This window comes from Rhodococcoides kyotonense (assembly GCF_900188125.1).
Lineage (GTDB): Bacteria > Actinomycetota > Actinomycetes > Mycobacteriales > Mycobacteriaceae > Rhodococcoides > Rhodococcoides kyotonense.
The window spans coordinates 326,230-352,257 of sequence record NZ_FZOW01000004.1 but is presented as its reverse complement, the minus strand read 5'-3'; the positions used below and the strand labels follow the sequence as shown (position 1 = coordinate 352,257).

Sequence of the window (26,028 nt, the reverse complement as noted above, 5' to 3'; positions counted from 1 at the left end):
ACCCTGGTTGCCATGACCGAACCGACTCGCGCGAAAGCGACCCGCCGTCCGCGGCGCAGTGCGAGCCAGCTGTTCATCGCCGCTCTGGTGGTGTTCGGCATCGCAGCCAGTGCGCTGCTGCTGTTCAGCGAGAACGTTCAATGGTTGCGCGTCGGCCTCGTCTCGGCTTTGTGGGCCGCGATCGTCGGCGCCTTCGCCATGACGAAGTACCGGCGCGACGCAGTGGCCGACCGAGCAAAAGCCAAGGATCTGCAGACGGTGTACGAGCTGCAGCTCGCACGTGAGATCTCTGCCCGACGCGAGTACGAGTTGGGCGTCGAGGCTCGGGTGCGTGGCGAAGTGCAGCTCGAGACCAGCGAAGTCGCCGCGCTCCGTGCCGAGCTGGCGCACCTGCGCGAGAATCTGCAGCTGCTGTTCGACGGAAACCTGCCCACCGAACGCGTCGCACTGCGCGCGGAAGCGACGCGGGTTCAAGAACTCGGCGGCCGCAGCTACGGCGGCTACCAGCCTGCAGCGTCGGGGCTGTACGTCCCCGGTGGGGCGCCCGACCGTCAGGGCGGCAACAACACCGATGCCGACAGCTCACCGGTCGCGGGACTCGCGACACCGTTCGACGAGCCCGTCACCGCCGAGACCTCCGTGCTGTACCCGGACGCGCCGATCGGCAGCGAGGACCCGGCGACGGCCGGGTACGCGACCTATACGCCGAACCGCCGTCGTTCCGAGCGCGTGACACCAGAGACTCGCGCCCCTGGTGCCGGTCGACGAGCACCGACGCCGCCGCGGGCACCGATCTCGCCGCTCGTGAACGAGCCCGTCGGATCGCCGGCTGGACCTCCGTCGATTCCGGAACCCGAGCCCGAGCCGGCCCCCGTACCCGCCCCGGCTCCCGAGCCGACGCCGGTCGTCGTCGCTCCCGAGCCGGAGCCCGTTCCCGAGCCCGTTCCCGAGCCCGAGCCTCAGCCGGTTGCCGTGGCGGAGGAGCCCGAGCCCTCGTTCGCGGCGGACGCAGATCTTCCAGCCGCTCCGCGGCGTCGTCGTCGCGCCGAGCCCGAGGACGACGTGGCAGGAGCTCATTCGAACGGCCGATCCGTCGCTGAGATCATGGCCGGTCTGCAGTCGGGCAACGAACCGTCGGCTCGGAGGCATCGCCGTCGCGCCGAGTGAGGCAGCTTCGGCCGTGAAATAGATCACGGCTCAAGCCCATGGCCGGTCGGCGCAGTCTGCCGCTATCCTTTCCGAAGGACGTCTGGTACCCGCCGAGCGGGACTGGAACGAACGAGAGGATCTATCGGTGACCTCATCCGAGTTCACCGCCGACATCGCACCTGCACGCCTCACCGTGGGACTCGTGTCCGCGGGCCGTGTGGGAACTGCTGTCGGCGAGGCGCTGGAACGCGTCGGACATGTCGTTGTCGCGTGTTCCGCTGTATCCGCAGACTCCGTCGAGCGAGCCACCACTCGTCTTCCCGACACAGAGATCTTGCCGGTCGACGAGGTAGCTCGTCGCGCCGAGCTTCTCGTACTCGCGGTTCCCGACACCGAACTCGCTTCCATCGCTGCAGGTTTGGCGTCGACGGGTGCGGTCGCGCCGGGCAAGCTCGTCGTGCACACATCGGGAGCCAACGGCATCTCGATTCTCGCGCCGCTCACCGCGCTCGGTGCGATCCCGCTGGCCATCCACCCGGCGATGACCTTCACCGGTGAGCCCGAGGACACCGATCGACTGTCGTCCGCGTGTTTCGGCGTCACTGCCGCCGACGAGATCGGGTACGCCGTCGCGCAGGCTCTCGTACTCGAACTGGGCGGCGAGCCGGTGCACGTGTCCGAACAGAACCGTCTCCTCTATCACGCAGCATTGGCGCACGGTGCCAATCATCTGGTCACCGTCGTCGCCGACGCGTTGGATGCCCTCGGTGTGGCTCTCGAGGGTCCTGGATTTCCGGGGATCGACAAGGATCCGAACACGGCGGTCCGAGTTCTCGCGCCGTTGGTCACGGCAGCGCTCGAGAACACGCTGCGACGCGGTCAGTCCGCGCTGACCGGGCCGGTCGCCCGCGGCGACGTCGACGCAGTCGCATCGCATCTGACGTCGCTCGACTCGGTCGATCCCGGTATCGCCGACGAGTACCGGGCTCTCGCGCTGCGCGCGGCACACAAGATCGGCTCGAAGTCCGAGCTCGTCGAATTTCTGGAAGGTGAACGATGACCCTGGCAGGCAGCTACAAGGCGGGGGAGTTGACGATCCATCACGATCCGGCCGTTGTCACCTCGGTATCGAAGGCGCTGCGGGCCGTCGGGAAGACGGTTGCGCTCGTGCCGACGATGGGCGCGTTGCACGCCGGGCACATCCACCTGGTCCGCCAGGCCAGGCGTACCGGTGCCGTCGTGATCGTGTCGATCTTCGTCAACCCGCTGCAGTTCGGCGTCGGCGAGGATCTCGACGCGTACCCGCGCACTCTCGACGCCGACGTCGAGCTTCTGCGTGACGAGGGCGTCGACATCGTCTTCGCGCCGTCGGCCACGGACATGTACCCGGCGGGTCCGCGTACGACGATTCATCCCGGTCCGCTCGGAAGTGAGCTCGAAGGCGGTTCGCGCCCTACGCATTTCGCGGGGATGCTGACGGTCGTCGCCAAGCTGCTGCAGATCGCAGCCCCGCACGCGGCGTATTTCGGAGAGAAGGACTACCAGCAGCTGACGTTGATCCGACAGATGGTGCGGGACTTGAACTTCGACGTCAAGATCTTCGGCGTTCCGACGGTTCGCGAGCAGGACGGCCTCGCGCTGTCGTCGCGCAACAGGTATCTCGGCGCCGACGAACGGGAGGCGGCCATGGTGTTGTCGGCTGCGCTCGTCGCAGGCGCGCATGCCGCGGCCGGTGGCGCGGAGGCGATCCTCGCGACCGCGCGCGGAGTGCTCGACACTCGGCCCGAGGTGGACGTCGACTACCTGGAACTACGAGGCGTGGATCTCGGTCCTGCGCCCGAACGTGGCGATGGGCGTCTGCTCGTCGCAGCGAAGGTCGGCACGACGCGGCTGATCGACAACGTGGGAGTTGCCGTGGGAACCGGTTTTCTAGAGCATGCAGAATCAACGGCGTAGGGAGAGAACATGTTTCGCACGATGATGAAATCCAAGATCCACCGCGCGACGGTGACGCACGCCGACCTTCACTACGTGGGCTCGGTGACCGTGGACAAGGACCTGATGGACGCGGCGGACTTGCTGGAGGGTGAGCAGGTCACCATCGTCGACATCGACAACGGCGCACGCCTGGAAACGTACGTCATCACCGGTGAGCGTGGCAGTGGCGTCATCGGAATCAACGGTGCCGCAGCACATCTGGTCAATCCGGGTGACCTCGTCATCCTGATCGCGTACGGCGTCATGAACGAGCAGGAGTGCAAGGACTACGATCCGCGCGTCGTGTTCGTCGACGAGAAGAACAAGCCCGTCGTGCTGGGTGCAGACCCCGCGTACGCGCCGGAGGGCTCGGGGCTGATCAGCCCGCGCACGCTGCGCGCCGACACCGTCGCGGTGTAGCGATGCTGCTCGCGATCGACGTGCGCAACACGTCGATGACGTTGGGGCTCTTCACCGGAAGTGGAGACCACTCGAAGCTGCATCGAGACTGGCGTATGCGCACCGACCCTCGTGTCACCGCCGACGAACTGGCGCTGATGCTCCGTGGGCTCCTCGGTGACGACGTCGACCAGATCACCGGTGTGTCGGCACTGTCGACGGTTCCGTCGGTCCTGCGAGAGATGCGCACGATGCTCACCAGGTATTGGAAGCACGTGCAGCACGTCGTCGTGGAGCCCGGAGTGCGGACGGGTGTCCCTCTGCTCGTGGACAATCCGAAAGAAGTCGGAGCAGACCGGATCGTCAACACTCTCGCGGCACACGATCTGTACGGAAGTGCTTGTATCGTCGTCGATTTCGGCACGACGACGTGTGTCGACGTCGTGTCGGCGAAAGGTGAGTTCCTCGGCGGAGCCATCGCGCCGGGGCTCGAGATATCGACGGCGGCAATGTCGTCGAGATCCGCTGCGCTGCGCGAGGTCGAGTTGATCCGCCCTCGATCGGTCGTCGGCAAGAACACGGTCGAGTGCATGCAGGCGGGGGCGGTGTTCGGATTCGCCGGCCTCGTCGACGGCCTGGTCGGGCGCGTCAGGCGCGAGCTGCCGGAGTTCTCGGGCACGGACGTCGCGGTCATCGGCACCGGTGACAGTGCCCCGCTCATCATGGACGAGAGCGTCTCGATCCAGCATCACGAGCCGGATCTGACGCTCGAAGGCCTACGCCTGGTGTACGAGCGGAATCTGGCGAAAAGGCGCGGGCGCTAGCGCAATCGCAAGTGCTGTGTAAGAATCGTCGGCGTGATGATGTGCATGGGACCCCAGGAGTGTTGTCGAGGCTGACCGCTGCCTCGTTCAATTGCCTACCCTGGAGTAGTTTCCGTGCTTTCCACACCTGTATTTTCTGCATCTGCGCTGTCTGCAGCTCCGTCTGTTTCGCCGCAGCTGACGCTGCCGACTCGACTGCGACCTCATGACCTGCTGCGCATCACCGATCAGGGTGCTGCCGATGTCCTCGAGGGGCGTTTCGACCAACTTCTGCCCGATGGCGGCCTGTGGCCGACCGAGGAGCGTTGGGCGAGACGACTGCACTCCGACGACGACCTCGACGTCTGGCTCATCAGCTGGGTCCCCGACCGCTCGACCGAACTTCACGATCATGCAGGTTCGCTCGGTGCGTTGACGGTTCTCAGCGGTTCGCTCGTCGAATACCGTTGGGCCGGAGACGGTTTGAAACGCCGCCGCCTCGACGCCGGAGATCAGGCGTCCTTCCCGCTCGGCTGGGTTCACGACGTGATGCGCGCACCCGCGTCGATCACGACGGGCCCGACGCTGAGCGTGCACGCCTACTCGCCTCCTCTGACCGCGATGTCCTACTACGAGGTGACCGACAAGTCGGCACTTCGACGTACTCGCACCGAGCTCACCGACGAACCCGAAGGACCTTCCAAATGACCATCGTCGAAATGCTCGAGCAGGCTCGCACCAAGATCGACCGCATCACCGTCTTCGAGCTTCGCGACGCCGTCGCACGCGGCGCGATCGTCGTCGACATCCGGCCCCAGGCTCAGCGAGCGATCGAGGGAACCCTTCCGGGCGCACTCGCGATCGAACGCAACGTCCTCGAATGGCGTCTCGACCCGACGAGTGATGCGCGGCTGGCAGTAGCAGTCGATCACGACGTCGAATGGATCGTCATCTGCTCCGAGGGCTACACGTCGTCGCTGGCGGCTGCGTCGTTGCAGGAGCTGGGTCTGACGAAGGCAACCGACCTGGTCGGCGGCTATCAAGCACTGAAGTCCGCCGGTTTGCTCGGCGTGCTCACACAGGCCAAGCACTGCGTGCGTGAGGCAGAGGCCGTCGCGTCGCACTGACGCGTCCTCCCCGCTCCCCACGCACATGCATGTGCATGCGCGTGGCCGTGCGGATGTGCACGGTCCTCGGCCCTGGTTGGGCGGTTCTTCGATTGTCGGGGGCGACGGATAAAGTGTGTGCCTGTGACTGATGCAGCTTCCCCCACGATCGACGACACTCCGGAACAGCTACGGATTCGTCGTGCCAAGCGGGACCGGCTGCTCGAGCAGGGCCGGGAGGCCTACCCGGTCTCGGTGGCCCGCACTCACTCGCTCGGCGAGATCCGCACCCTCTACCCGAACCTCGAGCCCGACACCACCACGGGTCGGCTCGTCGGTGTCGTCGGCCGCATCATCTTCGTGCGCAACACGGGCAAGCTCTGTTTCGCGACACTGCAGGAGGGTGACGGCACCCAGCTGCAGGCGATGATCAGCCTGGCAGGCGTCGGCGAGGAGTCGCTGACGGAGTGGAAGGCGGACGTCGACCTCGGTGACTTCGTGTTCGTACACGGTGAGGTCATCTCGAGTCGACGCGGTGAGCTCAGCGTCATGGCCGACGCGTGGCAGATGGCGTCGAAGGCGCTGCGTCCGCTGCCCGTCGCGCACAAGGAGTTGAACGAGGAGACGCGCATCCGTCAGCGCTACCTCGACCTGATCACGCGCCCCGAGGCCCGTGAGGTCGCGCGCAAGCGCATCGCCGTCGTTCGTGAGCTGCGGAGTGCGCTCGAACGCCGCGGTTTCCTCGAGGTCGAGACGCCGATGTTGCAGACGCTGCACGGTGGTGCTGCGGCGCGTCCGTTCGTCACGCATTCCAACGCACTCGACACCGATCTCTTTCTGCGCATCGCGCCGGAACTGTTCCTCAAGCGGTGCGTCGTCGGTGGCATCGAGAAGGTCTTCGAGATCAACCGCAACTTCCGCAACGAAGGCGCCGACTCGTCGCACTCACCCGAATTCGCGATGCTCGAGACGTACGAGGCCTACGGCACGTACGACGACTCGGCGAAGATGACGCGCGAGCTGATCCAGGAAGTCGCGCAAGCCGCCCTCGGCACACAGGTCGTCGTACTTCCCGACGGTTCCACCTACGACTTGAGTGGCGAATGGACGACGCTCGAGATGTATCCGTCGCTGTCGGAGGCGATCGGCGTCACGGTCACCCCGGACACGAGCGTCGACGAGCTTCTCGCTCTCGCGGAGAAGGTCGGGCTGGAGGTTCCCCGCAAGGACGGCAAGCCGATCTACGGACACGGCAAGCTCGTCGAGGAATTGTGGGAGCACCAGGTCGGTGACGATCTGTTCGCCCCGACGTTCGTGCGAGACTTCCCGGTCGAGACGTCGCCGTTGACGCGGCAGCACCGGAGCATCCCCGGCGTCACGGAGAAGTGGGACCTCTACGTTCGCGGATTCGAGCTGGCGACCGGCTATTCCGAGCTCGTCGACCCGGTCATCCAGCGTGAGCGTTTCGAGGATCAGGCACGCCAGGCCGCCGCGGGCGACGACGAGGCAATGGTTCTCGACGAGGACTTTTTGGCTGCGATGGAACAGGGTATGCCGCCGACGACCGGTACCGGCATGGGAATCGATCGGCTGCTCATGGCGCTCACCGGTCTGGGGATACGCGAGACCATCCTGTTCCCCATCGTGAAGCCGTCGAAGTAGCGACGGTTCTTGTTCGCCAGCAGCGGACAGCGAACAGGAAACGAAACCGCCCGTGGACGCGTTATGAACGGTAAGCAGGCATAGAGGGCCCCGGGCGGCACCGAGAACCGGAGCTGTTTCCGGGACCGAGGGTCGGCAAGCGCACCACCGGCCAACTACAGTGAAGCTGGAGGCGCAGACGCATCACGCGTCGACGTAACACCTTCAATGCCGAGCGACCCCGTGTTACCGCAAAGTGTGGTGCTGGAAAGACCTGGTGGGTGAGTGCTACCACCCACCGAGAAGTGAGGGAGAGCGATGTTCGAGAGGTTCACCGATCGCGCGCGGCGTGTTGTCGTCCTGGCTCAAGAAGAAGCCCGGATGCTCAACCACAACTACATCGGCACGGAGCACATTCTGCTCGGTCTCATCCACGAGGGTGAGGGCGTAGCGGCCAAGTCTCTGGAGTCGCTTGGTATCTCCCTTGAAGGAGTCCGCAGCCAGGTCGAGGAGATCATCGGTCAGGGCCAGCAGGCTCCGTCCGGTCATATTCCCTTCACCCCGCGCGCCAAGAAAGTCCTCGAGCTCAGCCTGCGTGAGGCGCTGCAGCTCGGCCACAACTACATCGGCACCGAGCACATCCTGCTGGGTCTGATCCGCGAAGGCGAAGGCGTCGCTGCTCAGGTTCTGGTCAAGCTCGGAGCCGACCTCAACCGTGTACGCCAGCAGGTCATCCAGCTGCTGTCCGGTTACCAGGGCAAGGAGCCGTCGGAATCCGGCAGCGGCCGCGGCGAGGCAGGCACTCCGTCGACGTCCCTGGTTCTCGACCAGTTCGGACGCAACCTGACCCAGGCTGCCCTCGAAGGCAAACTGGACCCGGTCATCGGTCGCGCGAAGGAAATCGAGCGCGTGATGCAGGTCCTGAGCCGCCGTACCAAGAACAACCCTGTTCTCATCGGTGAGCCCGGCGTCGGTAAGACCGCGGTGGTCGAAGGTCTCGCGCAGGCCATCGTCAACGGCGAGGTCCCCGAGACACTCAAGGACAAGCAGCTCTACACCCTCGACCTCGGATCCCTGGTCGCCGGCAGCCGTTACCGCGGTGACTTCGAAGAGCGCCTGAAGAAGGTCCTCAAGGAGATCAACACTCGCGGTGACATCATCCTGTTCATCGACGAGCTGCACACTCTCGTGGGTGCAGGCGCAGCCGAGGGCGCTATCGACGCGGCCTCGATCCTGAAGCCGAAGCTCGCCCGCGGTGAGCTGCAGACCATCGGTGCCACGACCCTCGACGAGTACCGCAAGTACATCGAGAAGGACGCGGCCCTCGAACGTCGTTTCCAGCCGGTGCAGGTCGGCGAGCCGACCGTCGAGCACACCATCGAGATCCTCAAGGGTCTGCGCGATCGCTACGAGGCACACCACCGCGTCTCGATCACCGACGGTGCTCTCGTCGCCGCGGCCACGCTGGCCGACCGGTACATCAACGACCGGTTCCTGCCGGACAAGGCGATCGACCTCATCGACGAGGCAGGCGCGCGGATGCGTATCCGCCGGATGACCGCACCGCCAGACCTGCGCGAGTTCGACGACAAGATCGCCGACGCCCGTCGCGAGAAGGAATCCGCGATCGACGCGCAGGACTTCGAGAAGGCCGCGAACCTGCGCGACAAGGAGAAGCAGCTGGTTCACCAGCGCACCGAGCGCGAGAAGCAGTGGCGCTCCGGTGACCTGGACGTCATCGCCGAGGTCGACGACGAGCAGATCGCCGAGGTCCTCGGTAACTGGACCGGCATCCCCGTCTTCAAGCTCACCGAGGAGGAGACCACGCGTCTGCTCCGCATGGAGGACGAGCTGCACAAGCGGATCATCGGCCAGGAGGACGCCGTCAAGGCAGTCTCGAAGGCGATCCGTCGTACGCGTGCAGGCCTGAAGGATCCCAAGCGCCCGTCGGGCTCGTTCATCTTCGCCGGCCCGTCCGGTGTCGGTAAGACCGAGCTGTCGAAGGCTCTCGCGAACTTCCTGTTCGGCGAGGACGACGCACTCATCCAGATCGACATGGGCGAATTCCACGACCGCTTCACCGCGTCGCGGCTCTTCGGTGCTCCTCCCGGATACGTCGGCTACGAAGAGGGTGGCCAGCTCACCGAGAAGGTTCGCCGCAAGCCGTTCTCCGTCGTCCTGTTCGACGAGATCGAGAAGGCACACCAGGAGATCTACAACACGCTCCTGCAGGTGCTGGAAGACGGACGTCTCACCGACGGCCAGGGACGTACGGTCGACTTCAAGAACACCGTGCTGATCTTCACGTCGAACCTCGGTACGTCGGACATCTCGAAGGCAGTCGGCCTCGGGTTCTCGTCGGGTGAAGGCACCGGCTCGAACTACGAGCGCATGAAGCTGAAGGTCAACGACGAGCTGAAGAAGCACTTCCGCCCCGAGTTCCTCAACCGTATCGACGACATCGTCGTGTTCCACCAGCTCAGCAAGGACGAGATCATCCAGATGGTCGACCTCATGCTGAACCGCGTGGAAGGTGCGCTGAAGAACAAGGACATGTCCATCGAGGTCACCGAGAAGGCGAAGTCCCTGCTCGCCAAGCGTGGATTCGACCCGGTCCTGGGTGCGCGGCCGCTGCGTCGCACGATCCAGCGCGAGATCGAGGACCAGCTGTCGGAGAAGATCCTCTTCGGCGAGATCGAAGCCGGCCAGATCGTTCTGGTCGACGTCGAGAACTGGGACGGCGAAAGCCAGGGCGAGGACGCGAAGTTCACGTTCCGTGGTGAGAAGAAGCCGATCAGTGTTCCCGACGAGCTTCCGGTCGACCTGGCCAAGGCCGCGGGCGACAGTGACAGCGAGTAAGTAGCAAGACCACAGCGGGCCGTACCTCGACGAGAGGTGCGGCCCGCTTTGCGTGGGCTGGGTCAGCACTTCGCACACCGAAGGTGAGGCACAGGGGTGTCCGCTGAGTTTTACTGACGCTGTGACTTCCACCTCGAAAGGTTCGTCTCCCGCCCGTGCAGGGCTGGTGTTGTTCGTTCTGATCCTCGTCGCCGCGGTGGCGAATCTGAACCTTGCGGTCGCCAATGTCGCTCTGCCGGAGATCGGCCGCGACTTCGACGCCAGTCAGACTCAGCTGAACCTGGTTGCCGTCGCGTACTCGTTGGGGCTTGCCGCGTCGGTGCTGTACCTCGGTGCGGTAGGGGACCGGTACGGGCGCAAACTTCTGCTCGTTCTGGGCATGACGTTGTCGATTCCGGCGTGTTTGGTGGCAGCCTTCGCGCCGAACGTCGAGGTGCTGTTCGGCGCTCGGCTGCTCGGCGGTCTGTCCGCCGGGCTGGCCTATCCGACGACGCTGGCGCTGATCACCGCTCTGTGGTCGGGGCCGCCGCGGACCAAGGCGATCGCGTTGTGGTCGGCGCTCGGCGGCGCGTTGTCCGCACTCGGCCCGTTGATGTCCGGTGCGCTGCTCGAGAAGTTCCATTGGGGTTCGGTGTTCATCGTGACGCTGCCTCTCGCGCTCCTCGCATTGGTCCTCGCTGTCGTACTCGTGCCTGCGCACGTCAACGAGACGACCGATGCGGTGGACCATCTCGGCGGCATGGTGTCGGTGGTGTTCATCGCTGCCCTCGTGCTCGGTATCAACTTCGCCCCCGTGCAGGGAATGGGGACGTTGGCAATCGGGCTGGGAGCCATCGCCGTCGCGGCGGGGACGGTGTTCGTGATCCGTCAGCGTCGCGTCGAGTCCCCGCTCTACGATCTGAATGTCGCACGTCGTCGAACATTCTGGGTGGCTGCGGTGGCCGGCATCATCGTCTTCGGCTCGTTGATGGGCGTCATCTTCGTCGGGCAGCAGTTTCTGCAGAACGTCCTCGGTTACTCGACGTTGGCGGCGGGCGCGTCGACGCTTCCTGCGGCACTGGCGATGGTGGTGGTGGCACCGCAGTCGGCGAAGCTCGTCGAATCGAGGGGTTCGAGGTTCACGTTGCTGCTGGGCTACAGCTTCATCGTCGTCGGACTGGTCCTGGCGTGGCTGACGTGGACGGAGGGTGTGGCGTACTGGGTCGTCGCACTCAGCTACATCTTCCTGGGCGTCGGAGTGGGGTTCGCCGGTACTCCGGCATCGAGGTCGTTGACCGGTTCGGTGCCCGTCGACAGAGCTGGAATGGCTTCAGGGACGGCCGATCTGCAGCGTGACCTCGGTGGAGCGATCATGCAGTCGACTCTCGGCGCACTGTTGACGGCGGGGTACTCGGCATCGTTGACAGCGCAGATCGCGAGTTCTCCCGATGCGGCCGACATCAGCGAGGAAACTCAGTCGGTGTTGACCAAGTCGTTCTCGTCGGCGGCGGATTTGGCCGAGAGGTACCCGCAGTACTCGGATCAGATCGTCTCTGCCGCGAAGCAAGCGTTCGAGGACGGTGACCAGAAGTCCTATGTCGCAGCGATTCTCGTGGTGCTGGTCGGTGCGGTTCTGGTGTTCTTCGCGTTCCCCAAGCACGAGCGAGAGAAGAGCCTTCTAGCGCACTATCATTCACGCGATGCACAGCGAGCCGAGGCGGCCGGCGGTCGATCCGGTTAGCCTCCGGCCGATCCGGGCAACCTGCACACCACGGGTCGCCGATCGACGGCCCACAACGAGAGGAGTCCGAACGCAATGCCCACACGTACATCGCGCACTGCATGGAACGGCACGCTGGAAGACGGCTCCGGCCAGGTGGAACTCACGAGCTCGGGAGCAGCGACATTCGACGTGTCGTTCCCCAAGCGCGCCGCCGAGAACGCCGACGGCACGACAAGCCCCGAAGAATTGATCGCGGCAGCACACTCGTCCTGCTATGCGATGCAGCTGTCGGCGTTGATCGCCGAAGCAGGCGGGACGCCTCAGAGCCTCGAGGTGACCGCGGACGTCTCGCTCGGCCCGGACCAGCCGGGGTTCAAGCTCACCGGCATCAAGCTGACGGTTCGCGGTGAGGTCGACGGCCTCGATGCCGAGGGCTTCGCGAAGGCTGCACAGTCGGCGAAGGAGACATGTCCGGTCAGCAAAGCACTGACCGGTGTCGAGATCACGTTGGACGCATCGCTCGAATCCTGACCCCGGGAACACCCGGGTCGGCGTCGAGGTTGCGTCCGTTGTGACTTCAACTGAACTCGAAGCTCTTCAGGTAGAGATCTGGTCCGACATCGCCTGCCCGTGGTGCTTCATCGGCAAGGCGCGGTTCGCGGTGGCACTCGAACAATTCGACCGCCGCGACCGCGTCGAGGTGATCTGGCGTTCGTATCAGCTGTCCCCGGAGACGCCCGTCGGCGCCCGGGAACGCGAGCTGGACGCGCTCGTGCGTCTGAAGGGCATGTCACCGGACCAGGTCACGGGCATGTTCGAGCACGTCGCAGGCATCGCGGCCGCGGACGGTCTGAAGATCGACTTCGATACCGCCGTCGCCGCCAACACATTCGACGCCCATCGCCTCGTCCACGTCGCTCGGGAGCAGGGGCTCGCCGACGAGATGCTGGCCGCGCTGTTCGTCGCCCATTTCACCGAGGGCCGCGTCGTCGACGATCCCACTGTTCTGGCCGAGCTGGCCGACGCCGTAGGAATGGTCGGTGCTGCGGAAGCACTGGCGGGCGATACCGGCGCTGCAGAGGTACGCGCCGATCTCGCTGCCGCCCGAGAACTGCAGGTCACCGGTGTTCCATTCTTCGTGGCAGGCAGGCGCATCGCGGTCTCCGGCGCACAGCCCGTCGACGTCTTTCTTCAGCTCCTCGACCAAGGGTTCGCCGACGCCGAGTAGGCGGGAAGCAAGGCTTTCGCAGTACCCGAGCGTTACATCCATACACTGGTCTGTAATCCTTGAAAAACAAACCAGTCCGCTACGGTTTCGGATACGAATACCGATGGAACGACGGGTTTCGACGTTCGGCGGTGAAGACGACGGTTGGGGGACCAGGAAGGAACCACCAGAGACAATGGCCTGGTCGAGGTTCATGCTTGCGGGGCTTGCATGTGTGGCCGGGTATTCGTTGTTGCCTGACGGCGTCGGACGCGTCGTACTGTATGGGCTGGTCGCGATCGGGTCGGTCGCGGTGTTTCTCCTGCGTGGACGGGTACGACGACGCCACGACGGGGTCATGTGGGTATTCCTCGCCGTCGGGCTCATGGCCAATTGCGTCGGGGATGCCGTCGTCGAATTAGGTCATCACGGCGGCCGGAGCGCATCCGGCGTGAGCGTCGCCGACGCGTTGTACGTGGTCGGTCATGTGGCGTTCGTCGCGGCCGTCCTGACTGTGCGAGATCATCGCGGACGAGTGGTGAAGATCGAGGATGTCCTCGAAGGTCTCATCGTCGCCACCGGAGTCGGACTGGTGTCCTGGGTCTTCCTGGTAGGACACGACTCGGTCGGCAACCCCGGTCCCGACAGCGTCGCGACGCACTGGCCTGCAGTCCTGTACCCGACCACCGACGGATTCCTCGTCGCCACGGCACTGATCCTGCTGGTGTCCAAGCGGGCTCGGACCGGCCCGTTCGTGATCGTGACCCTTGCGATGTCGGTCTTCGCGGTGTCGAACTGGGTTGCCTACGGGGGATTCGACGGATCGGGTCAGGTGATGTCCGGCCTTCCCGTCTCGAACGTCGCCGCGACGCTGTCGCTTGTCGCTTATGTTCTGCTCGCGGCGTACTCGGCGAATCCGACGCCCCACGGGTCGCCGTCGACCGGCACCGAAAAGCGCCTGTTCGCCGATCGGACGCGGTTGCTCGGGCTCAGCGCGGCGAGTCTGATGGCTCCCGTCGTCATGGGAATCCAGCTCGCGGGGGGAGTCCCGGTGTCCAAGTGGGGCTGGGTCGTAGCCGGGTGTTCGATGCTCGTCGTCGCGCTCGTGGGTGCCAGGATGGCGTGTTTTCTGACAGTCATGAGACGTCAGGCTGCCGAGTTGACCGAGACGGCGATGTCGGATTCCGTCACCGGCCTACCCAACCGGCGACGCATCGGCGAGATGCTCGATCGAGCCGTCGACGAGGCAGGCGAGCAGGGAATCATCGTGCTCATCGTCGACATCGACAGGTTCGCACAGATCAACGAGACATTCGGATATCCCGTAGGCGACAGCGTCCTTCGGGAGATCGGCGAGAGGCTCGTCGGCGCGGCGGTCACCGATGCCGTCGTCGGGCGCCTCGGTGGAGATCAGTTCGTCGTCGCGATCCCTGCGCAGCGGATGCCGGTGACGGCCGCGGAATGTGCCGAGCATTTCCAGCGTGCGGTGAGCCGCACCATGTTCGTGCACGACATCAACGTCGCGCTGGAAGCGACGGTCGGGGTCGTGCATTCGGCGAAGGATCCCGGCGTCGGGGCCGAGACATTGCTGCAGCACGCACACGTCGCGCTGACTGCGGCGAAGGCGGGGCATATGCGTGTCTCGATCTACATGCCGACGATGGACTGCGATCGACGTCAGCAGATGAGGCTGCTCGGTGAGCTCGAAACCGCGCTTCTGCACCGGCAACTCAGGGTCTACTTCCAGCCGTGCCTCGATCTCGACACCAGGCGCGTGACCAGAATCGAAGCGTTGCTGCGGTGGCAGCATCCGCGTGAGGGCCTGATCGCACCGTCGTCGTTCCTGCCCGACGCGGAGCGCACGGGCATGCTTCCGGCAATCTCCGCCTATGTCCTCGAGGATTCCCTGGCGTGCTGTAGTGCGTTGAGACGCAAAGGCTTCCGCATCGGTATCGCTGTCAATCTCTCGGTGCGCAATCTCGTCGACCCGACGCTCGGCGATCAGGTCGCTGCCGCACTCGAACGACACGACGTGCCCGCATCGGCGGTGGAATTCGAGGTGACGGAGACTTCGGCCATGACCGATCCGAGGCGGTCTGTCGACGCGCTGGTGTCCCTGCGCGATCTGGGAGCCTCCATCGCGATCGACGACTACGGCACCGGCTACAGCTCACTGGCCTACCTCCGCTCGCTTCCGGTGCAGACCTTGAAGATCGACAGATCGTTCGTGACGGCGATGAACAGTCAACCGACCAATGCATCCATCGTGCGTTCGACGATCGAGCTGGGTCGAAGCCTCGGTATGACCGTCGTCGCGGAGGGTGTGGAGGACAAGAGCACACTCGACCGGCTCCACGTTCTGGGATGCGACGGTGCGCAGGGGTACCACATCGGGCGCGCCGTCCCCGCCGACGAACTGCAAGACCTCATCGAGCGAATCGAGGGTATCGAGGGTCGGTCGTCGTTGGCCCACGACGAGCTCCCCGCTGTTGCACTGGGATCGGTCGCCCAACGGAATTAGCACGCGACGCCGTACGGGCGGTGGAACAGTAGAGCGCACCACGAAGCATCGGGGGATTCGAGTGCTGTGGTCAGTGGGAGTGCAGGACAGTGGATCCGTATGTCGAGGAGTGGGTGGCCGAATTCGCCGCCACGGCCGACAGATCCCCCGACGCGATGTGTCTGCGGGGATCGGACGGCCATGTGGCGTACCTGAATTCGGCTGCCGTCGACCTCGTGGGTGCGACGATGGACGAGGCGGCACGCGCAGCGGATTGGATCTTCGGTTCGGTCCATCAGCGAACCGGCCCGGTGGCGCGTGCCCTCGCAGGCGGTGTGTGGACGGGAGACGTCGAGCTCACGCATTGTCGAACCCATGATGCGATTCCGGTGTGGGTATCGGCCTATGTCGTGACGGGCAGGCATGCAGCGATCGCGATGGTCGCGCTGGCGTACCGGGATCTGCGTGGCCGTTTCGACCACGAACGCCGGCTGGTCGAGGTCGCCGTCGCGGCGGATGCACACGCGCGCGAGCAGCGAGCAGTTGCCGACCTGAGCCGTATCGCGTTGACCGCCAGTCCTGCCGAGGTCATGAGGAGGGCGACGGCCGCCGCGTTGTCGTTGATGGGCATGAAGTGTGCTGTGATCCTCGAACCCGGATTCCCCGACCGTACCGAGCTGAGAGCGGTGGCCTATTCGGGTCCGGACAGCGCACCGGGGCCGATTCCGTTGTCGCGCAGCTCTCATGCGGCCGCGGCCCTCTTGTCCGGTGAGGCTGTGGTCTGCGCGGACAGAGACAGCGAGTTGCGGTTCCCGACCGATTTCATGCGCGATCGCGGAGTGCACAGTGGAGCCGCCGTCGTGATCGACGGGATGGGCGAACCGTGGGGTGTTCTCGCCGTGTACAGCACCGATCCCACGGACTTCGACGACGGTGAACTCGCATTCCTGCAGACCGTCGCGGGCGTCGTCTCCGCGGCTGTTCGGCGGCACGATCTGGAGAACGAGCTACGGCGCCGGACGCTGCACGATCCGCTGACGGGTTTGCCCAACCGAGTGCTCGTGCGCCAACGCATCCGTGACATCGCCGAGAACGGAAACCCGTATGCCATAGCGCTTCTCGTGATAGATCTCGACAACTTCAAGACGATCAACGACACCCTCGGACATGCCGTCGGAGACGCGACGCTGAGGCTCGTGGCCGAATTGCTCGCCGACGCAGCAGGTCCCGACGACACGGTGTCGAGATTCGGCGGCGACGAGTTCGTCGTGCTTCATCGCGGGCCCGACGCGGTGGCGGTGGCCAGGCGGATACTCGCCGATCTCGCCTTTCCGTTCGAGATCGACGGGTACGTCGTCACCGTCTCGGCGAGTATCGGAATCGCCGTGGACGAACGCTACGAGGCCGACGCGGACGACCTGCTGCGCAAAGCGGACTCGGCGATGTATGCCGCGAAGAACGCTGGTACGTCCGGCTTTTCGGTGTTCGACGCGCGCGCCGACCACGACTTTGCTCGGTAGGGGTCGTCAGCGACTCGCGGCGACGTCGAGCACGACCTCGAACTCGAGTAGCGAAGCACCGCTCGACACCGGCTTGGCGCGCTCGCCTGCGTGTGCGGCCTTGGCGGGTCCCGACGCCCATTCCTGAAACGCCTCTTCGGTTTCCCATTGCGTCACCACGAAGTAGCGATTCTCACCCTTGACCGGGCGCAGGAGCTGGAATCCGAGAAATCCGGGCGAGTTCTCGACGGCCCCGGCACGAGCGGCGAAGCGCTTCTCCAGTTCGGCGCCTGCGCCTTCGGGTACCTCGATTGCATTGATCTTCACGACAGCCATGGACGAAGGGTAGCCGTTAAAGTCGGCAAGGTGCTGTACGACGAAGGTGGAACGGGCAGGTCGATCCTTCTGCTGCACGGACTGATGGGCAGTGCCCGCACGTGGCGTCGCCAGGTTCCGTGGTTGCGGGAGTTCGGGCACGTCCACACCTACGATGCGCCGGGTCACCGCAGGCCACCGCCGTCGGAGCCGACCACCGAAGCGTTCGTGTCTGATCTGATCGGTCATGCCGAGCAGCTCGGGCCCTCGGTGGTGATCGGTCACTCGATGGGATCACTGCACGGAGTGTGTCTGGCGGCGGCGCGGCCGGATCTGGTGTCGGGTGTGGTCGTCGAGGACATCACGCCGGATTTCCGTGGCCGCACCGCCGACGCGTGGGCCGCGATGATTCGGCAGTGGCCGCAACCGTTCGAGAGCGACGACGCCGTCAGGGAATTCTTCGGAGATGTTGCGGGACAGTACTTTCTGGACTCGTTCGAGCGGCGTGACGACGGCTTGTATCTGCACGGCGACGTGTCGACGTTCGAGGCTATCTCGCAGGAATGGGGCACCCGTCATTTCTGGGACGAATGGGACGCCGTTCGTGCACCGAGCCTGCTGATCGAGGGTGAGTTCGGGATCACACCGGCAGGTCAGATGGCGGAGATGCATCGCCGAAACCCCATGTCGACCTACGTCCGTGTGGCCGGTGCGGCGCATCTGGTCCACGACGAACAGCCGGAGGCTTACCGGGGCGCGGTGGAGGAGTTTCTCGGCCGACTACAGTGACGCGAATGTCGCTGGCGAGGCTGAACGGTATCGATATCAACTACGACGTCACAGGCAGTGGCCCGCTCGTCGTGCTGGTCATGGGATCCGGCAGCCCAGGTCGTGTGTGGAAGACGCATCAGGTTCCTGCTCTGGTGAAGGCCGGGTACACCGTCGTCACGTTCGACAATCGTGGCATCGCGCCCTCGTCGGAATGCGGTGAGGGCTTCGCGCTCGACGACCTCGTCGCCGACACCGCCGCATTGATCGAACACCTCGGCGGCATGCGGGCACGCGTCGTCGGGACCTCGATGGGCGCGCGCGTGACGCAGGAACTCGCGCTCGCGCGTCCGGACCTCGTGTCGCACGCCGTCATGATGGCCACGTACGGGCGCGCGTCGACGATGCAGAAGGCGCTGTCGCAGGGCGAGCGAGATCTGTACGACGCCGGAATCACGCTGCCGGCGACATACCGTGCCGCGATCACCGCGATGAACAACTTCTCGCCCGCGACGCTGCGCGACGAGGCCGCGATCGGCGACTGGCTCGCCGTCATGGAGTACTCGGGTGGTTCGCGGACGGCGGGAACGCGAGCGCAGATCGGTCTCGACATGCGTTCGGGGTCGGAGCGTTTGACCGCCTACCGCAGGATCACCGCGAAGACGATGGTCGTCGGATTCGCCGACGACCGGCTCATTCCGGTCCACCTCAGTCGTGAAGTAGCGCAATCCATTCCGGGTGCTCGGTACGAAGAGGTCACGGACACAGGGCATTTCGGGTACCTGGAGCGTCCCGGCGTCGTCAACGCGCTGCTGGTCGACTTTCTCCGCTGAGCTGTGCTTCACCCGCCAGCGCGAACAGACCGGACTCCGTCTGCTCGATCAATCCGTCCACGAGCAGCGAGTCCAGAGCCCGGTCCCGCTGACCCGGATCGGTGAGCCACACGACGTCGAGTTCGGCGCGCTCGACGGGACCGTCGCTCTCGCGCAGCACCGACATCAGTTTGCCGCGCACCTGACGGTCCGTGCCTGCGAATTTCTGCACCTTCTTCGGTGGTCCGGAATATGCAGGTCTGCCCGCCTCGATCCACGAGCACTTCGGAAGCGGGCACAGCAGGCACGCGGGATTCTTCGCCGTGCATATCAGCGCACCGAGTTCCATCAACGCCGCCGAATACCGCGCTGCCTTCTCGCGCCCTCGCGGGAGGATCGCTTCGACGTCGGCGAGATCCCGCGTCGTCGACGGGTTGCCCGGCTCGGCGGCACCATGGACAGCACGCGCGACGACGCGTCGAACATTGGTGTCGACGACGGGAACTCGCCTGCCGTAGGCGAAACACGCCACGGCCCGTGCGGTGTAGGCGCCGATTCCGGGAAGGTCGAGCAGCGTGTCGACGTCGTCGGGGACGACGTCACCGTGCTCTGACGCGAGCACCCCGGCGCACTCGTGCAACCGCAGCGCGCGACGGGGATAGCCGAGCTTGCCCCAGGCCCGCAGCACCTCGGCCTGGCTCGACGCCGCCATCTTCGACGGCACCGGCCAGCGCTCGACCCACTGTTGCCAGATCGGCGCGACGCGTGACACCGGCGTCTGCTGCAACATGATCTCGCTCATGAGGATCTGCCAGGCCGTGACGCCCGGGCGGCGCCACGGAAGGTCGCGTTCCTCGGTGTCGAACCATCCGAGCAGCGAGACCGTATCGATCGGCACATCTCTCCTAGAAGTCTCGGTGAACCCGACTCGCCAGTAGTACGGCGTCGGTGCACAATGAAAGACGTGCCTACGAATCCCGTATCAGCGTGGAAGTCTCTCAAAGAGGGTAACCAGAGGTTCGTCGCAGGCGAATCACAGCACCCCAGCCAGGGAATCGAGGATCGCGCTCGGCTCGCCGACGGTCAGCATCCCAGTGCAGTGCTGTTCGGTTGTGCCGACTCGCGCGTCGCCGCCGAGATCATCTTCGATCAGGGCCTCGGTGACATGTTCGTCGTCCGTACCGCGGGCCACGTCATCGACTCGTCCGTCCTCGGATCGATCGAATACGGCGTCGGAGTCCTCGGCGTTCCGCTCATCGCCATCCTCGGCCACGACAGCTGTGGCGCCGTCAAGGCGACGGTCGACGCACTCGAGTCGGGCGATCTCCCCGGTGGTTACATCCGTGATCTCGTCGAGCGTGTGACGCCGTCGGTGCTGTCCGCCCGACGCGACGGCTACACCGGCATCGACGATATCGAGGCTCGCCACGTCGAGGAGACCGGCCAGCAGCTGATGCAGCGGTCGCGCGTCGTCGCCGAGAAGGTCGAGGCCGGAGAGCTCGCGATCGTCGGACTGACGTACCACCTGTCCGACGGCAGTGCCATCCTGCGCGAGGTCATCGGCGACATCGGCGAGCAGCCGTAACCACGGTCGTCATCGGGCGCACGACACGCCGCGTGCGCTTCTTCGATACGTAGCTGCTGGCCATTACGGTTGGTCTGTGTTGGAACCAACCGGGCCCTTGCCTCCCGAAATCTATTGGCGTCGCCGTGCTCTCGCCATCGGCGCAGCGGTCGTCGTGCTCGGTTTGATCGTGTGGTTCATTTCGTCGCTCGGTGGCGGAAACGACGACCCTCCGCAAGCAGAGCCGGCCGGAGTCGTCGCGACGACACCGGCGCCCACGACACCGAGTGCATCGGCGACGCCGTCTCAGTCGGCCTCGTCGGGAGGCGGACCCGGGGGAGGTTCGGCAGGCGGATCCGGCGGTAGCGGATCGAGCGGTGGAACTTCGGCCGCGTCGAGTACGTCGTCGGCCGCTCCCGCGGGAGACGCGCCTGCTCCGGCGAACCAGTGCGCGGACCAGAGCCTCGCGATCAAGGCGACACCGGACAAGCCGTCGTACCGCGTGGGTGAGGAGCCGGGCTTCACGGTCGTCATCACCAACATCAGTTCCGCGGAATGCCAGCGCGACGTCGGGGCAGGCCTGCAGCAGGCACTCGTCTACACGCTCGACGATCAGCGCATCTGGTCCAACACCGATTGCTTCCCCGACGCACAGTCCGATCTGCGAACGTTCAAGCCGGGCGAGCAGGCAGGCTTCACGGTCAAGTGGTCGGGCACCAATTCGGTTCCCGGCTGCGGCGAAGAGCGCATTCCAGTGGGCGCCGGTTCGTACAAGGTGATCGCTCAGCTCGGCGAGCTCCGCAGCTCGCCGGAGCCGTTCAACATGACCTAGCCGTTCAACATGACCTTGTAGGTCTAGTCGTACGGACCCGCGATCGATGCCTCCGCGAGGCGCGACAGACCCTCGCGGATGTGCCGGGCCCAGAGACCGCCGATGCCGTCGACCGATTGCAGGTCGGCGGCAGTCGCGGCGAGCAGTCCCTGCAGGGTTCCGAACGATCCGACGAGTCGGTGGATCTGGCTGAACTGCAACCGCGGCACACGAGTGAGCACGCGATACCCGCGCGGGTTCATCGGGGTGTCGAGTGCCTCGATGGTTGCGGGGTAGCCGAAGGCGCGTGCCAGTGTCGTCAGATCCAGCAGGTCGACGTCGGTCAACTTATCGAGCGCGGCGAGTGCCTTCTCGACGGCCACCGTTTCCGACGGTTCCGTTCCGGCGAGGTAGTCGCGGACGATGAGCTGACGGTCGGCGTCGTTGTCGCCGAGCAGCTCTTCGAGCTGAAGAGCCAATTGCCTTCCGTCCGTGCCGAGTTCGAGGACGTTCTGCTCGATCTCGACGGATACGCGACGCACCATCTCGAGCCTCTGCGCGACGGTCAACGCGTCGCGCAATGTCACGAAGTCCTCGATCTCGACGACCGAGAGCTGACGGGTGTTCTCGTCGAGACGCGCCTTGTAGCGTTCGAGCGTCGCGACGGCCTGATTGGCGCGCGAGAGGATGGTCGCCGATCCCTCGACGACGTGACGCACCCCGGCGACGTAGACGCTCACGATGCTCATCGACTGACTCACCGATACGACGGGGTAGCCGGTCTGCATCGCGGTCCGCTCGGCGGCGCGATGCCGGGTGCCGGATTCGACGGTGGCGATCTTGTGATCGGGAACAAGTTGCACATTGGATCGGACGATTCGCTTTCCGTCCGTGGAGAGCACGACGGCTCCGTCCATCTTGGACAGCTCGCGCAGGCGCGTCGGCGAGAACTCGACGTCCAACTCGAATCCGCCGTCGCAGATCTCCTCGACTTCCTCGTCGTAACCGAGGACGATCAAGCCGCCCGTGCGGCCCCGCAGGATCCGCTCGAGGCCGTCTCGGAGTGCCGTTCCGGGTGCGAGACGCGCGATGGTGTCCCGAAGTGCCGGAGATGAAGAGGTTTCGCGCGCGGATACGTCCATGTTCATCCCCTCGTTATGTGTCACAGTCTCGCAGGTAGAGGGTACGCCGCCAGCGTCATACGGCCTGCATTCTTACGGACTTCGGTGCTTGTCGACGTGCTTCAGAGCTTCTCCGACATTGACGACAGTGGAGACCTTCATCCCCGCCGGCACCGTGTCGTCGTGTTCGGGGACGACGGCGCGTGTGAAGCCGAGGCGTGCGGCTTCGGCCAGGCGACGGCCGAGGCCGGACACGCGACGGACTTCGCCCGCGAGCCCGACTTCGCCGAGAAACACCACACCGTTCGGCAAAGGCCGGTCGTGTACCGCGCTCGCGACCGCCGCAGCGAGAGCCAGGTCGGCCGCGGGTTCGCTCGTCCGCATTCCACCGACGGTCGCGGCGTAGACCTCCTTCGTCGACACCTTGATGCCTGCCCTACGTTCGAGGACAGCGAGGATCATGGCGACACGCGCCGAGTCGAGGCCGCTGACCGCTCGTCGCGGCGACGCCATGTGTGTGTCGACGACGAGCGCCTGCAGTTCGGCCAGCAACGGACGTTTGCCGTCCATCGTGACCGTGACGGCGGTGCCGGGGACCGCCTCGGTGCGGTGGTGCAGAAACAGCCCGGACGGATCCGAGATGCCCTCGATACCGGTTTCGCGTAGCTCGAAGCAGCCGACCTCGTCGGATGCGCCGAAGCGGTTCTTGATGCCTCGGATCATGCGCAGACTGGAGTGCTTGTCGCCTTCGAAGTGGAGCACGACGTCGACGAGATGTTCGAGCGCACGAGGGCCTGCGACGGCGCCGTCCTTGGTGACGTGTCCGATCAGCAGGACCGCGACGCCCGTTGTCTTCGCGAGCGAGGTGAGCGCGCTGGTGATGGCCTTGACCTGGGTGACACCGCCGATGACGCCGTCGACGTCGGCAGCGAGCATCGTCTGGACGGAGTCGACGATCAGCAGACTGGGCTTGACCTGTTCGACGTGACCGAACACGGTCGCGAGGTCGGACTCGGCGGCGAGGAAGACGCGTTCGTGGACCGCGCCGGTGCGGTCGGCGCGCAGGCGAACCTGCCCGGCGGATTCCTCACCCGTGACGTAGAGAGCTCGGCGGTCTTCGCCGGTACGCGCCCAGCGATGCACGACCTCGAGAAGGAGGGTGGACTTCCCGACGCCCGGCTCACCTGCGAGCAGAACGACCGATCCGGGAACCAGGCCGCCGCCCAGAACACGATCGAACTCGTCGATTCCGGTGGAGTTGGCCTGGGAGGTGGAACTGCTGACCTGCGTGAGCGCGGTCGCGGGGAGAGTGGGCACCATCGCAGCCGTCGCGGATCTGGTGTTTCCTGCGCCGAGCCCCGACGCCCCGGGCCGGCTGGCGACCGGCGCGAGAATCGGGGCTTCGTCCATCGACCCCCAGGCTCCGCACTCGGGGCATCGACCGACCCACTTGGCAACGATGTGCTGGCAGGCCGAACAGCGGTAATTCGTCTTGAGCTTGGCCACGGGTGAGAAGGCTAGCCGCGGCTACCGACAGAAAGTCAGTTGTTGCCGTCAGCGCCTTCTTCGACCTCGGTCTCGACGACGCTCTGCTCGGCACTGTGTGCCTCGCCGTGAGCCTCGGCTTCGACAGGCGATTTGTCGGACACGTCGCGCTGGAGAACGGGGCCTGCGTCGACGGGCACGAGAACCTGGACGTCGCCTGCTTCTTCGAACGTGAAGGTGACGGGGACCGTCAGGCCGGGGCGCACGTCTTCACCGATGCCGTTGAGTTCGACGACGATGAGCTGCAGCGGGATCAGCGGGTCGTCGAGCTGCGTGTCGGCGGGAGCGCCCGCGCCGAGTGCGGTCAGCGGCGCGATCTCGGTTCCGCCGGGCTCTTCGCCGAGGGTGATCGACGACGCGGCCGTCGTCGAGATGCGGGTGAGAGTGTCCGGGTTCGCGGGGCTGTTGTTGACCGCGATGAATCCGAGTTCGACCTTGCCGCCGGGCTCGATCGAGTACTCCTCGGTCTGCGGGTAGACGACGTGGACGTTGCGCAACGAGATGTTTCCGACGTCCGCGAAGTTGCCGTTGACGGCAGCGACCTGATCGGCGGTCTGGGAAATCTGTCCCGCGCCGCAGGCGGTCAGCGTCAGTGCAGCACCGGCCGCAACAGCGACCGTCGTCACCAGTCGGTGGGTCTTTCGGCGCGCAGTCGCAGCTTCGATCGCAGTCACGGGTCGTCCTCCAGTTGTGCCGGTCCGGGCCAGCCGGTACGTCAGGTCCACTAGGCAGAGTAGTAGTCACCGTCCGGAGGTTCTTCCTCGGGCCTTCGAACGTGGGACCCGATCGGGCGCGGACCGGCGTGTTCACCGGCGTTTCGCCTCGGTGTCCTTGCACGGACACCATGCATTTCCGAATCGTCTGCGGGGGTGTCGGATACACGTTCCGGCGGTCCTGTCAACCCCTGCGGAAGTCGCGCTGTGCCCCTGACCTGCGCCGTTGATCGGGGCGCGTGGTAAACTGGGAAAATCGAAAGGGGCACGGGACACATGATTTTCAAGGTCGGAGACACCGTCGTTTACCCCCATCACGGAGCGGCGCTGATCGAAGCGATAGAAACCCGCACCATCAAGGGTGAACCGAAAGAGTACCTAGTTCTCAAGGTCGCCCAGGGCGATCTCACCGTTCGAGTTCCTGCAGACAACGCCGAATACGTAGGCGTACGCGATGTCGTCGGGCAGGAGGGCTTGGACAAGGTGTTCCAGGTGCTGCGTGCTCCGCACACGGAGGAGCCGACCAACTGGTCGCGCCGGTACAAGGCAAATCTCGAGAAGCTCGCGTCCGGTGACGTGAACAAGGTCGCCGAGGTCGTTCGTGACCTGTGGCGCCGTGAACAGGATCGCGGCTTGTCCGCAGGTGAGAAGCGCATGCTCGCCAAGGCGCGTCAGATTCTGGTCGGAGAGCTCGCGCTCGCCGAGGGAACGGACGAGGCCAAGGCCGACACCATCCTCGACGAGGTTCTCGCTGCAGCGTCCTGAGTGACGGCTGCTCAGGTGGCAAGTTTCATCCAAGGTCCCGTCGTCGCGTTCGTTCCGGCGGCGGGGCCGAGGTCTGCGGCTCGGACTCGGTGAGCCGAAAGTCTTCGTGACCGCGGGAGGGAAGACCCGTCTTTAGCGGTCGAACTCGGACACGGCTCGGTCACGACGCTGCCCGCGCCGCGCTTCTGTCGTCGTCGCTTTCGGTCGTCGTTGTTTTCTCGCGTCGGTCGACATCACGACGCCACACGATCTGCTGCTGGCCGAAGCGCTGGTCCGTCAGGAGAATTCATGAGAGTCGGTATCGGAACCGACGTCCATCCCATCGCGCCGGGCAGGCCCTGTTGGCTTGCGGGCCTTCTCTTCGAGGACGGCGACGGACTCGAAGGGCATTCCGACGGTGATGTCGCGTCGCACGCACTGTGCGACGCATTGTTGTCCGCGGCAGGCCTCGGTGACCTCGGTTCGGTCTTCGGCACCGGGCGACCGGAGTGGGACGGCGTCAGCGGCGCGGCCATGCTCACCGAGGTGCGACGCCTGCTGACCGACAACGGATTCACGATCGGCAACGCCGCCGTGCAGATCATCGGCAATCGTCCGAAGATCGGTCCACGCCGTGTGGAGGCACAGGAGACTTTGTCGGCGGTGCTCGGAGCGCCTGTGTCGGTGTCCGCGACGACGACCGACGGATTGGGATTGACCGGTCGCGGCGAAGGAATAGCCGCCGTGGCGACCGCACTTGTCATGACGGAGTAAAAGCACCGGTAGCATTGCT

General features: G+C 65.3%; 25 protein-coding genes. 20 read left to right on the top strand and 5 right to left on the bottom strand.

The window, feature by feature from the left end:
* The first annotated feature begins 12 nt into the window (after positions 1-12).
* The 14 genes from CHB96_RS09405 to CHB96_RS09340 all read left to right on the top strand — a co-directional run bounded on the left by CHB96_RS09405 (position 13) and on the right by CHB96_RS09340 (position 16,863).
* A complete protein-coding gene (locus CHB96_RS09405) occupies positions 13-1,167 on the top strand; it encodes a DUF6779 domain-containing protein (RefSeq protein WP_089245340.1) in 1,155 nt (384 codons plus the stop codon).
* A 127-nt stretch (positions 1,168-1,294) separates the two neighbouring features.
* Positions 1,295-2,209, top strand: coding sequence for a Rossmann-like and DUF2520 domain-containing protein (locus CHB96_RS09400; RefSeq protein ID WP_089245338.1), 915 nt, complete (start codon positions 1,295-1,297; stop codon positions 2,207-2,209).
* On the top strand, positions 2,206-3,105 hold the full coding sequence (panC, locus tag CHB96_RS09395; protein ID WP_089245336.1) for a pantoate--beta-alanine ligase: 900 nt from the start codon (positions 2,206-2,208) through the stop codon (positions 3,103-3,105). Before CHB96_RS09400 ends, panC begins: the two co-directional genes overlap by 4 nt.
* A gap of 9 nt (positions 3,106-3,114) precedes the next feature.
* A complete protein-coding gene (panD, locus tag CHB96_RS09390; RefSeq protein ID WP_089245334.1) occupies positions 3,115-3,546 on the top strand; it encodes an aspartate 1-decarboxylase in 432 nt (143 codons plus the stop codon).
* 2 nt (positions 3,547-3,548) lie between these two features.
* Positions 3,549-4,349 (top strand): type III pantothenate kinase, encoded by an 801-nt coding sequence (locus tag CHB96_RS09385; RefSeq protein ID WP_089245332.1) that lies wholly within the window; start codon positions 3,549-3,551, stop codon positions 4,347-4,349.
* Between the two features lie 147 nt (positions 4,350-4,496).
* The gene (locus tag CHB96_RS09380; protein ID WP_089245513.1) at positions 4,497-5,036 is read left to right on the top strand and encodes a cysteine dioxygenase; all 540 of its coding nucleotides are present in this window, start codon (positions 4,497-4,499) and stop codon (positions 5,034-5,036) included.
* Positions 5,033-5,455, top strand: coding sequence for a rhodanese-like domain-containing protein (locus CHB96_RS09375; protein WP_089245330.1), 423 nt, complete (start codon positions 5,033-5,035; stop codon positions 5,453-5,455). The genes CHB96_RS09380 and CHB96_RS09375 overlap by 4 nt, the downstream gene beginning before the upstream one ends.
* Positions 5,456-5,578: 123 nt before the next feature.
* Positions 5,579-7,096, top strand: a complete 1,518-nt coding sequence (gene lysS, locus CHB96_RS09370; protein WP_089245328.1) for a lysine--tRNA ligase — start codon at positions 5,579-5,581, stop codon at positions 7,094-7,096.
* Between the two features lie 297 nt (positions 7,097-7,393).
* Positions 7,394-9,934 carry an ATP-dependent Clp protease ATP-binding subunit gene (locus tag CHB96_RS09365; protein ID WP_089245326.1) on the top strand — a complete coding sequence of 847 codons (2,541 nt, stop codon included), beginning with the start codon at positions 7,394-7,396 and terminating at the stop codon, positions 9,932-9,934.
* Positions 9,935-10,055: 121 nt separating this feature from the next.
* A complete protein-coding gene (locus tag CHB96_RS09360; RefSeq protein ID WP_089245325.1) occupies positions 10,056-11,654 on the top strand; it encodes an MFS transporter in 1,599 nt (532 codons plus the stop codon).
* 75 nt (positions 11,655-11,729) lie between these two features.
* Entirely contained in the window at positions 11,730-12,167 is a 438-nt protein-coding gene (locus CHB96_RS09355; RefSeq protein WP_089245323.1) for an OsmC family protein, read from the top strand.
* 40 nt (positions 12,168-12,207) lie between these two features.
* Positions 12,208-12,864, top strand: coding sequence for a DsbA family oxidoreductase (locus CHB96_RS09350; protein WP_089245321.1), 657 nt, complete (start codon positions 12,208-12,210; stop codon positions 12,862-12,864).
* 175 nt (positions 12,865-13,039) lie between these two features.
* Entirely contained in the window at positions 13,040-15,364 is a 2,325-nt protein-coding gene (locus tag CHB96_RS09345) for a putative bifunctional diguanylate cyclase/phosphodiesterase (RefSeq protein WP_245865384.1), read from the top strand.
* An 89-nt stretch (positions 15,365-15,453) separates the two neighbouring features.
* The gene (locus CHB96_RS09340; RefSeq protein ID WP_245865382.1) at positions 15,454-16,863 is read left to right on the top strand and encodes a diguanylate cyclase domain-containing protein; all 1,410 of its coding nucleotides are present in this window, start codon (positions 15,454-15,456) and stop codon (positions 16,861-16,863) included.
* Positions 16,864-16,869: 6 nt separating this feature from the next.
* Here CHB96_RS09340 and mhuD read toward each other — a convergent pair whose 3' ends face one another.
* Positions 16,870-17,178, bottom strand: coding sequence for a mycobilin-forming heme oxygenase MhuD (gene mhuD / locus CHB96_RS09335; RefSeq protein WP_089245317.1), 309 nt, complete (start codon positions 17,176-17,178; stop codon positions 16,870-16,872).
* 30 nt (positions 17,179-17,208) lie between these two features.
* On the opposite strand from mhuD, the gene CHB96_RS09330 reads away from it, so the two are divergent.
* A complete protein-coding gene (locus tag CHB96_RS09330; protein WP_089245315.1) occupies positions 17,209-17,946 on the top strand; it encodes an alpha/beta fold hydrolase in 738 nt (245 codons plus the stop codon).
* 5 nt (positions 17,947-17,951) lie between these two features.
* Positions 17,952-18,758 carry an alpha/beta fold hydrolase gene (locus CHB96_RS09325; protein WP_089245313.1) on the top strand — a complete coding sequence of 269 codons (807 nt, stop codon included), beginning with the start codon at positions 17,952-17,954 and terminating at the stop codon, positions 18,756-18,758.
* On the opposite strand, the gene CHB96_RS09320 is transcribed toward CHB96_RS09325, so the two are convergent.
* Positions 18,727-19,635, bottom strand: a complete 909-nt coding sequence (locus tag CHB96_RS09320) for an HhH-GPD family protein (protein WP_089245311.1) — start codon at positions 19,633-19,635, stop codon at positions 18,727-18,729. The genes CHB96_RS09325 and CHB96_RS09320 overlap by 32 nt on opposite strands.
* Positions 19,636-19,701: 66 nt before the next feature.
* Here CHB96_RS09320 and CHB96_RS09315 point away from each other — a divergent pair, with 66 nt between their 5' ends.
* Positions 19,702-20,322, top strand: a complete 621-nt coding sequence (locus CHB96_RS09315) for a carbonic anhydrase (protein ID WP_089245509.1) — start codon at positions 19,702-19,704, stop codon at positions 20,320-20,322.
* 76 nt (positions 20,323-20,398) lie between these two features.
* The gene (locus CHB96_RS09310; protein ID WP_089245309.1) at positions 20,399-21,133 is read left to right on the top strand and encodes a hypothetical protein; all 735 of its coding nucleotides are present in this window, start codon (positions 20,399-20,401) and stop codon (positions 21,131-21,133) included.
* Between the two features lie 23 nt (positions 21,134-21,156).
* On the opposite strand, the gene disA is transcribed toward CHB96_RS09310, so the two are convergent.
* The 3 genes from disA to CHB96_RS09295 form a co-directional block, all read right to left on the bottom strand.
* The gene (gene disA, locus CHB96_RS09305) at positions 21,157-22,254 is read right to left on the bottom strand and encodes a DNA integrity scanning diadenylate cyclase DisA (protein ID WP_089245507.1); all 1,098 of its coding nucleotides are present in this window, start codon (positions 22,252-22,254) and stop codon (positions 21,157-21,159) included.
* 72 nt (positions 22,255-22,326) lie between these two features.
* A complete protein-coding gene (gene radA / locus CHB96_RS09300) occupies positions 22,327-23,739 on the bottom strand; it encodes a DNA repair protein RadA (RefSeq protein ID WP_089245307.1) in 1,413 nt (470 codons plus the stop codon).
* Between the two features lie 35 nt (positions 23,740-23,774).
* Positions 23,775-24,452 (bottom strand): copper chaperone PCu(A)C domain-containing protein, encoded by a 678-nt coding sequence (locus tag CHB96_RS09295; protein WP_089245305.1) that lies wholly within the window; start codon positions 24,450-24,452, stop codon positions 23,775-23,777.
* Between the two features lie 315 nt (positions 24,453-24,767).
* Here CHB96_RS09295 and carD point away from each other — a divergent pair, with 315 nt between their 5' ends.
* Positions 24,768-25,256 carry an RNA polymerase-binding transcription factor CarD gene (carD, locus tag CHB96_RS09290; RefSeq protein WP_068423143.1) on the top strand — a complete coding sequence of 163 codons (489 nt, stop codon included), beginning with the start codon at positions 24,768-24,770 and terminating at the stop codon, positions 25,254-25,256.
* A gap of 288 nt (positions 25,257-25,544) precedes the next feature.
* On the top strand, positions 25,545-26,009 hold the full coding sequence (ispF, locus tag CHB96_RS09285; RefSeq protein WP_089245303.1) for a 2-C-methyl-D-erythritol 2,4-cyclodiphosphate synthase: 465 nt from the start codon (positions 25,545-25,547) through the stop codon (positions 26,007-26,009).
* Positions 26,010-26,028: the final 19 nt, after the last annotated feature.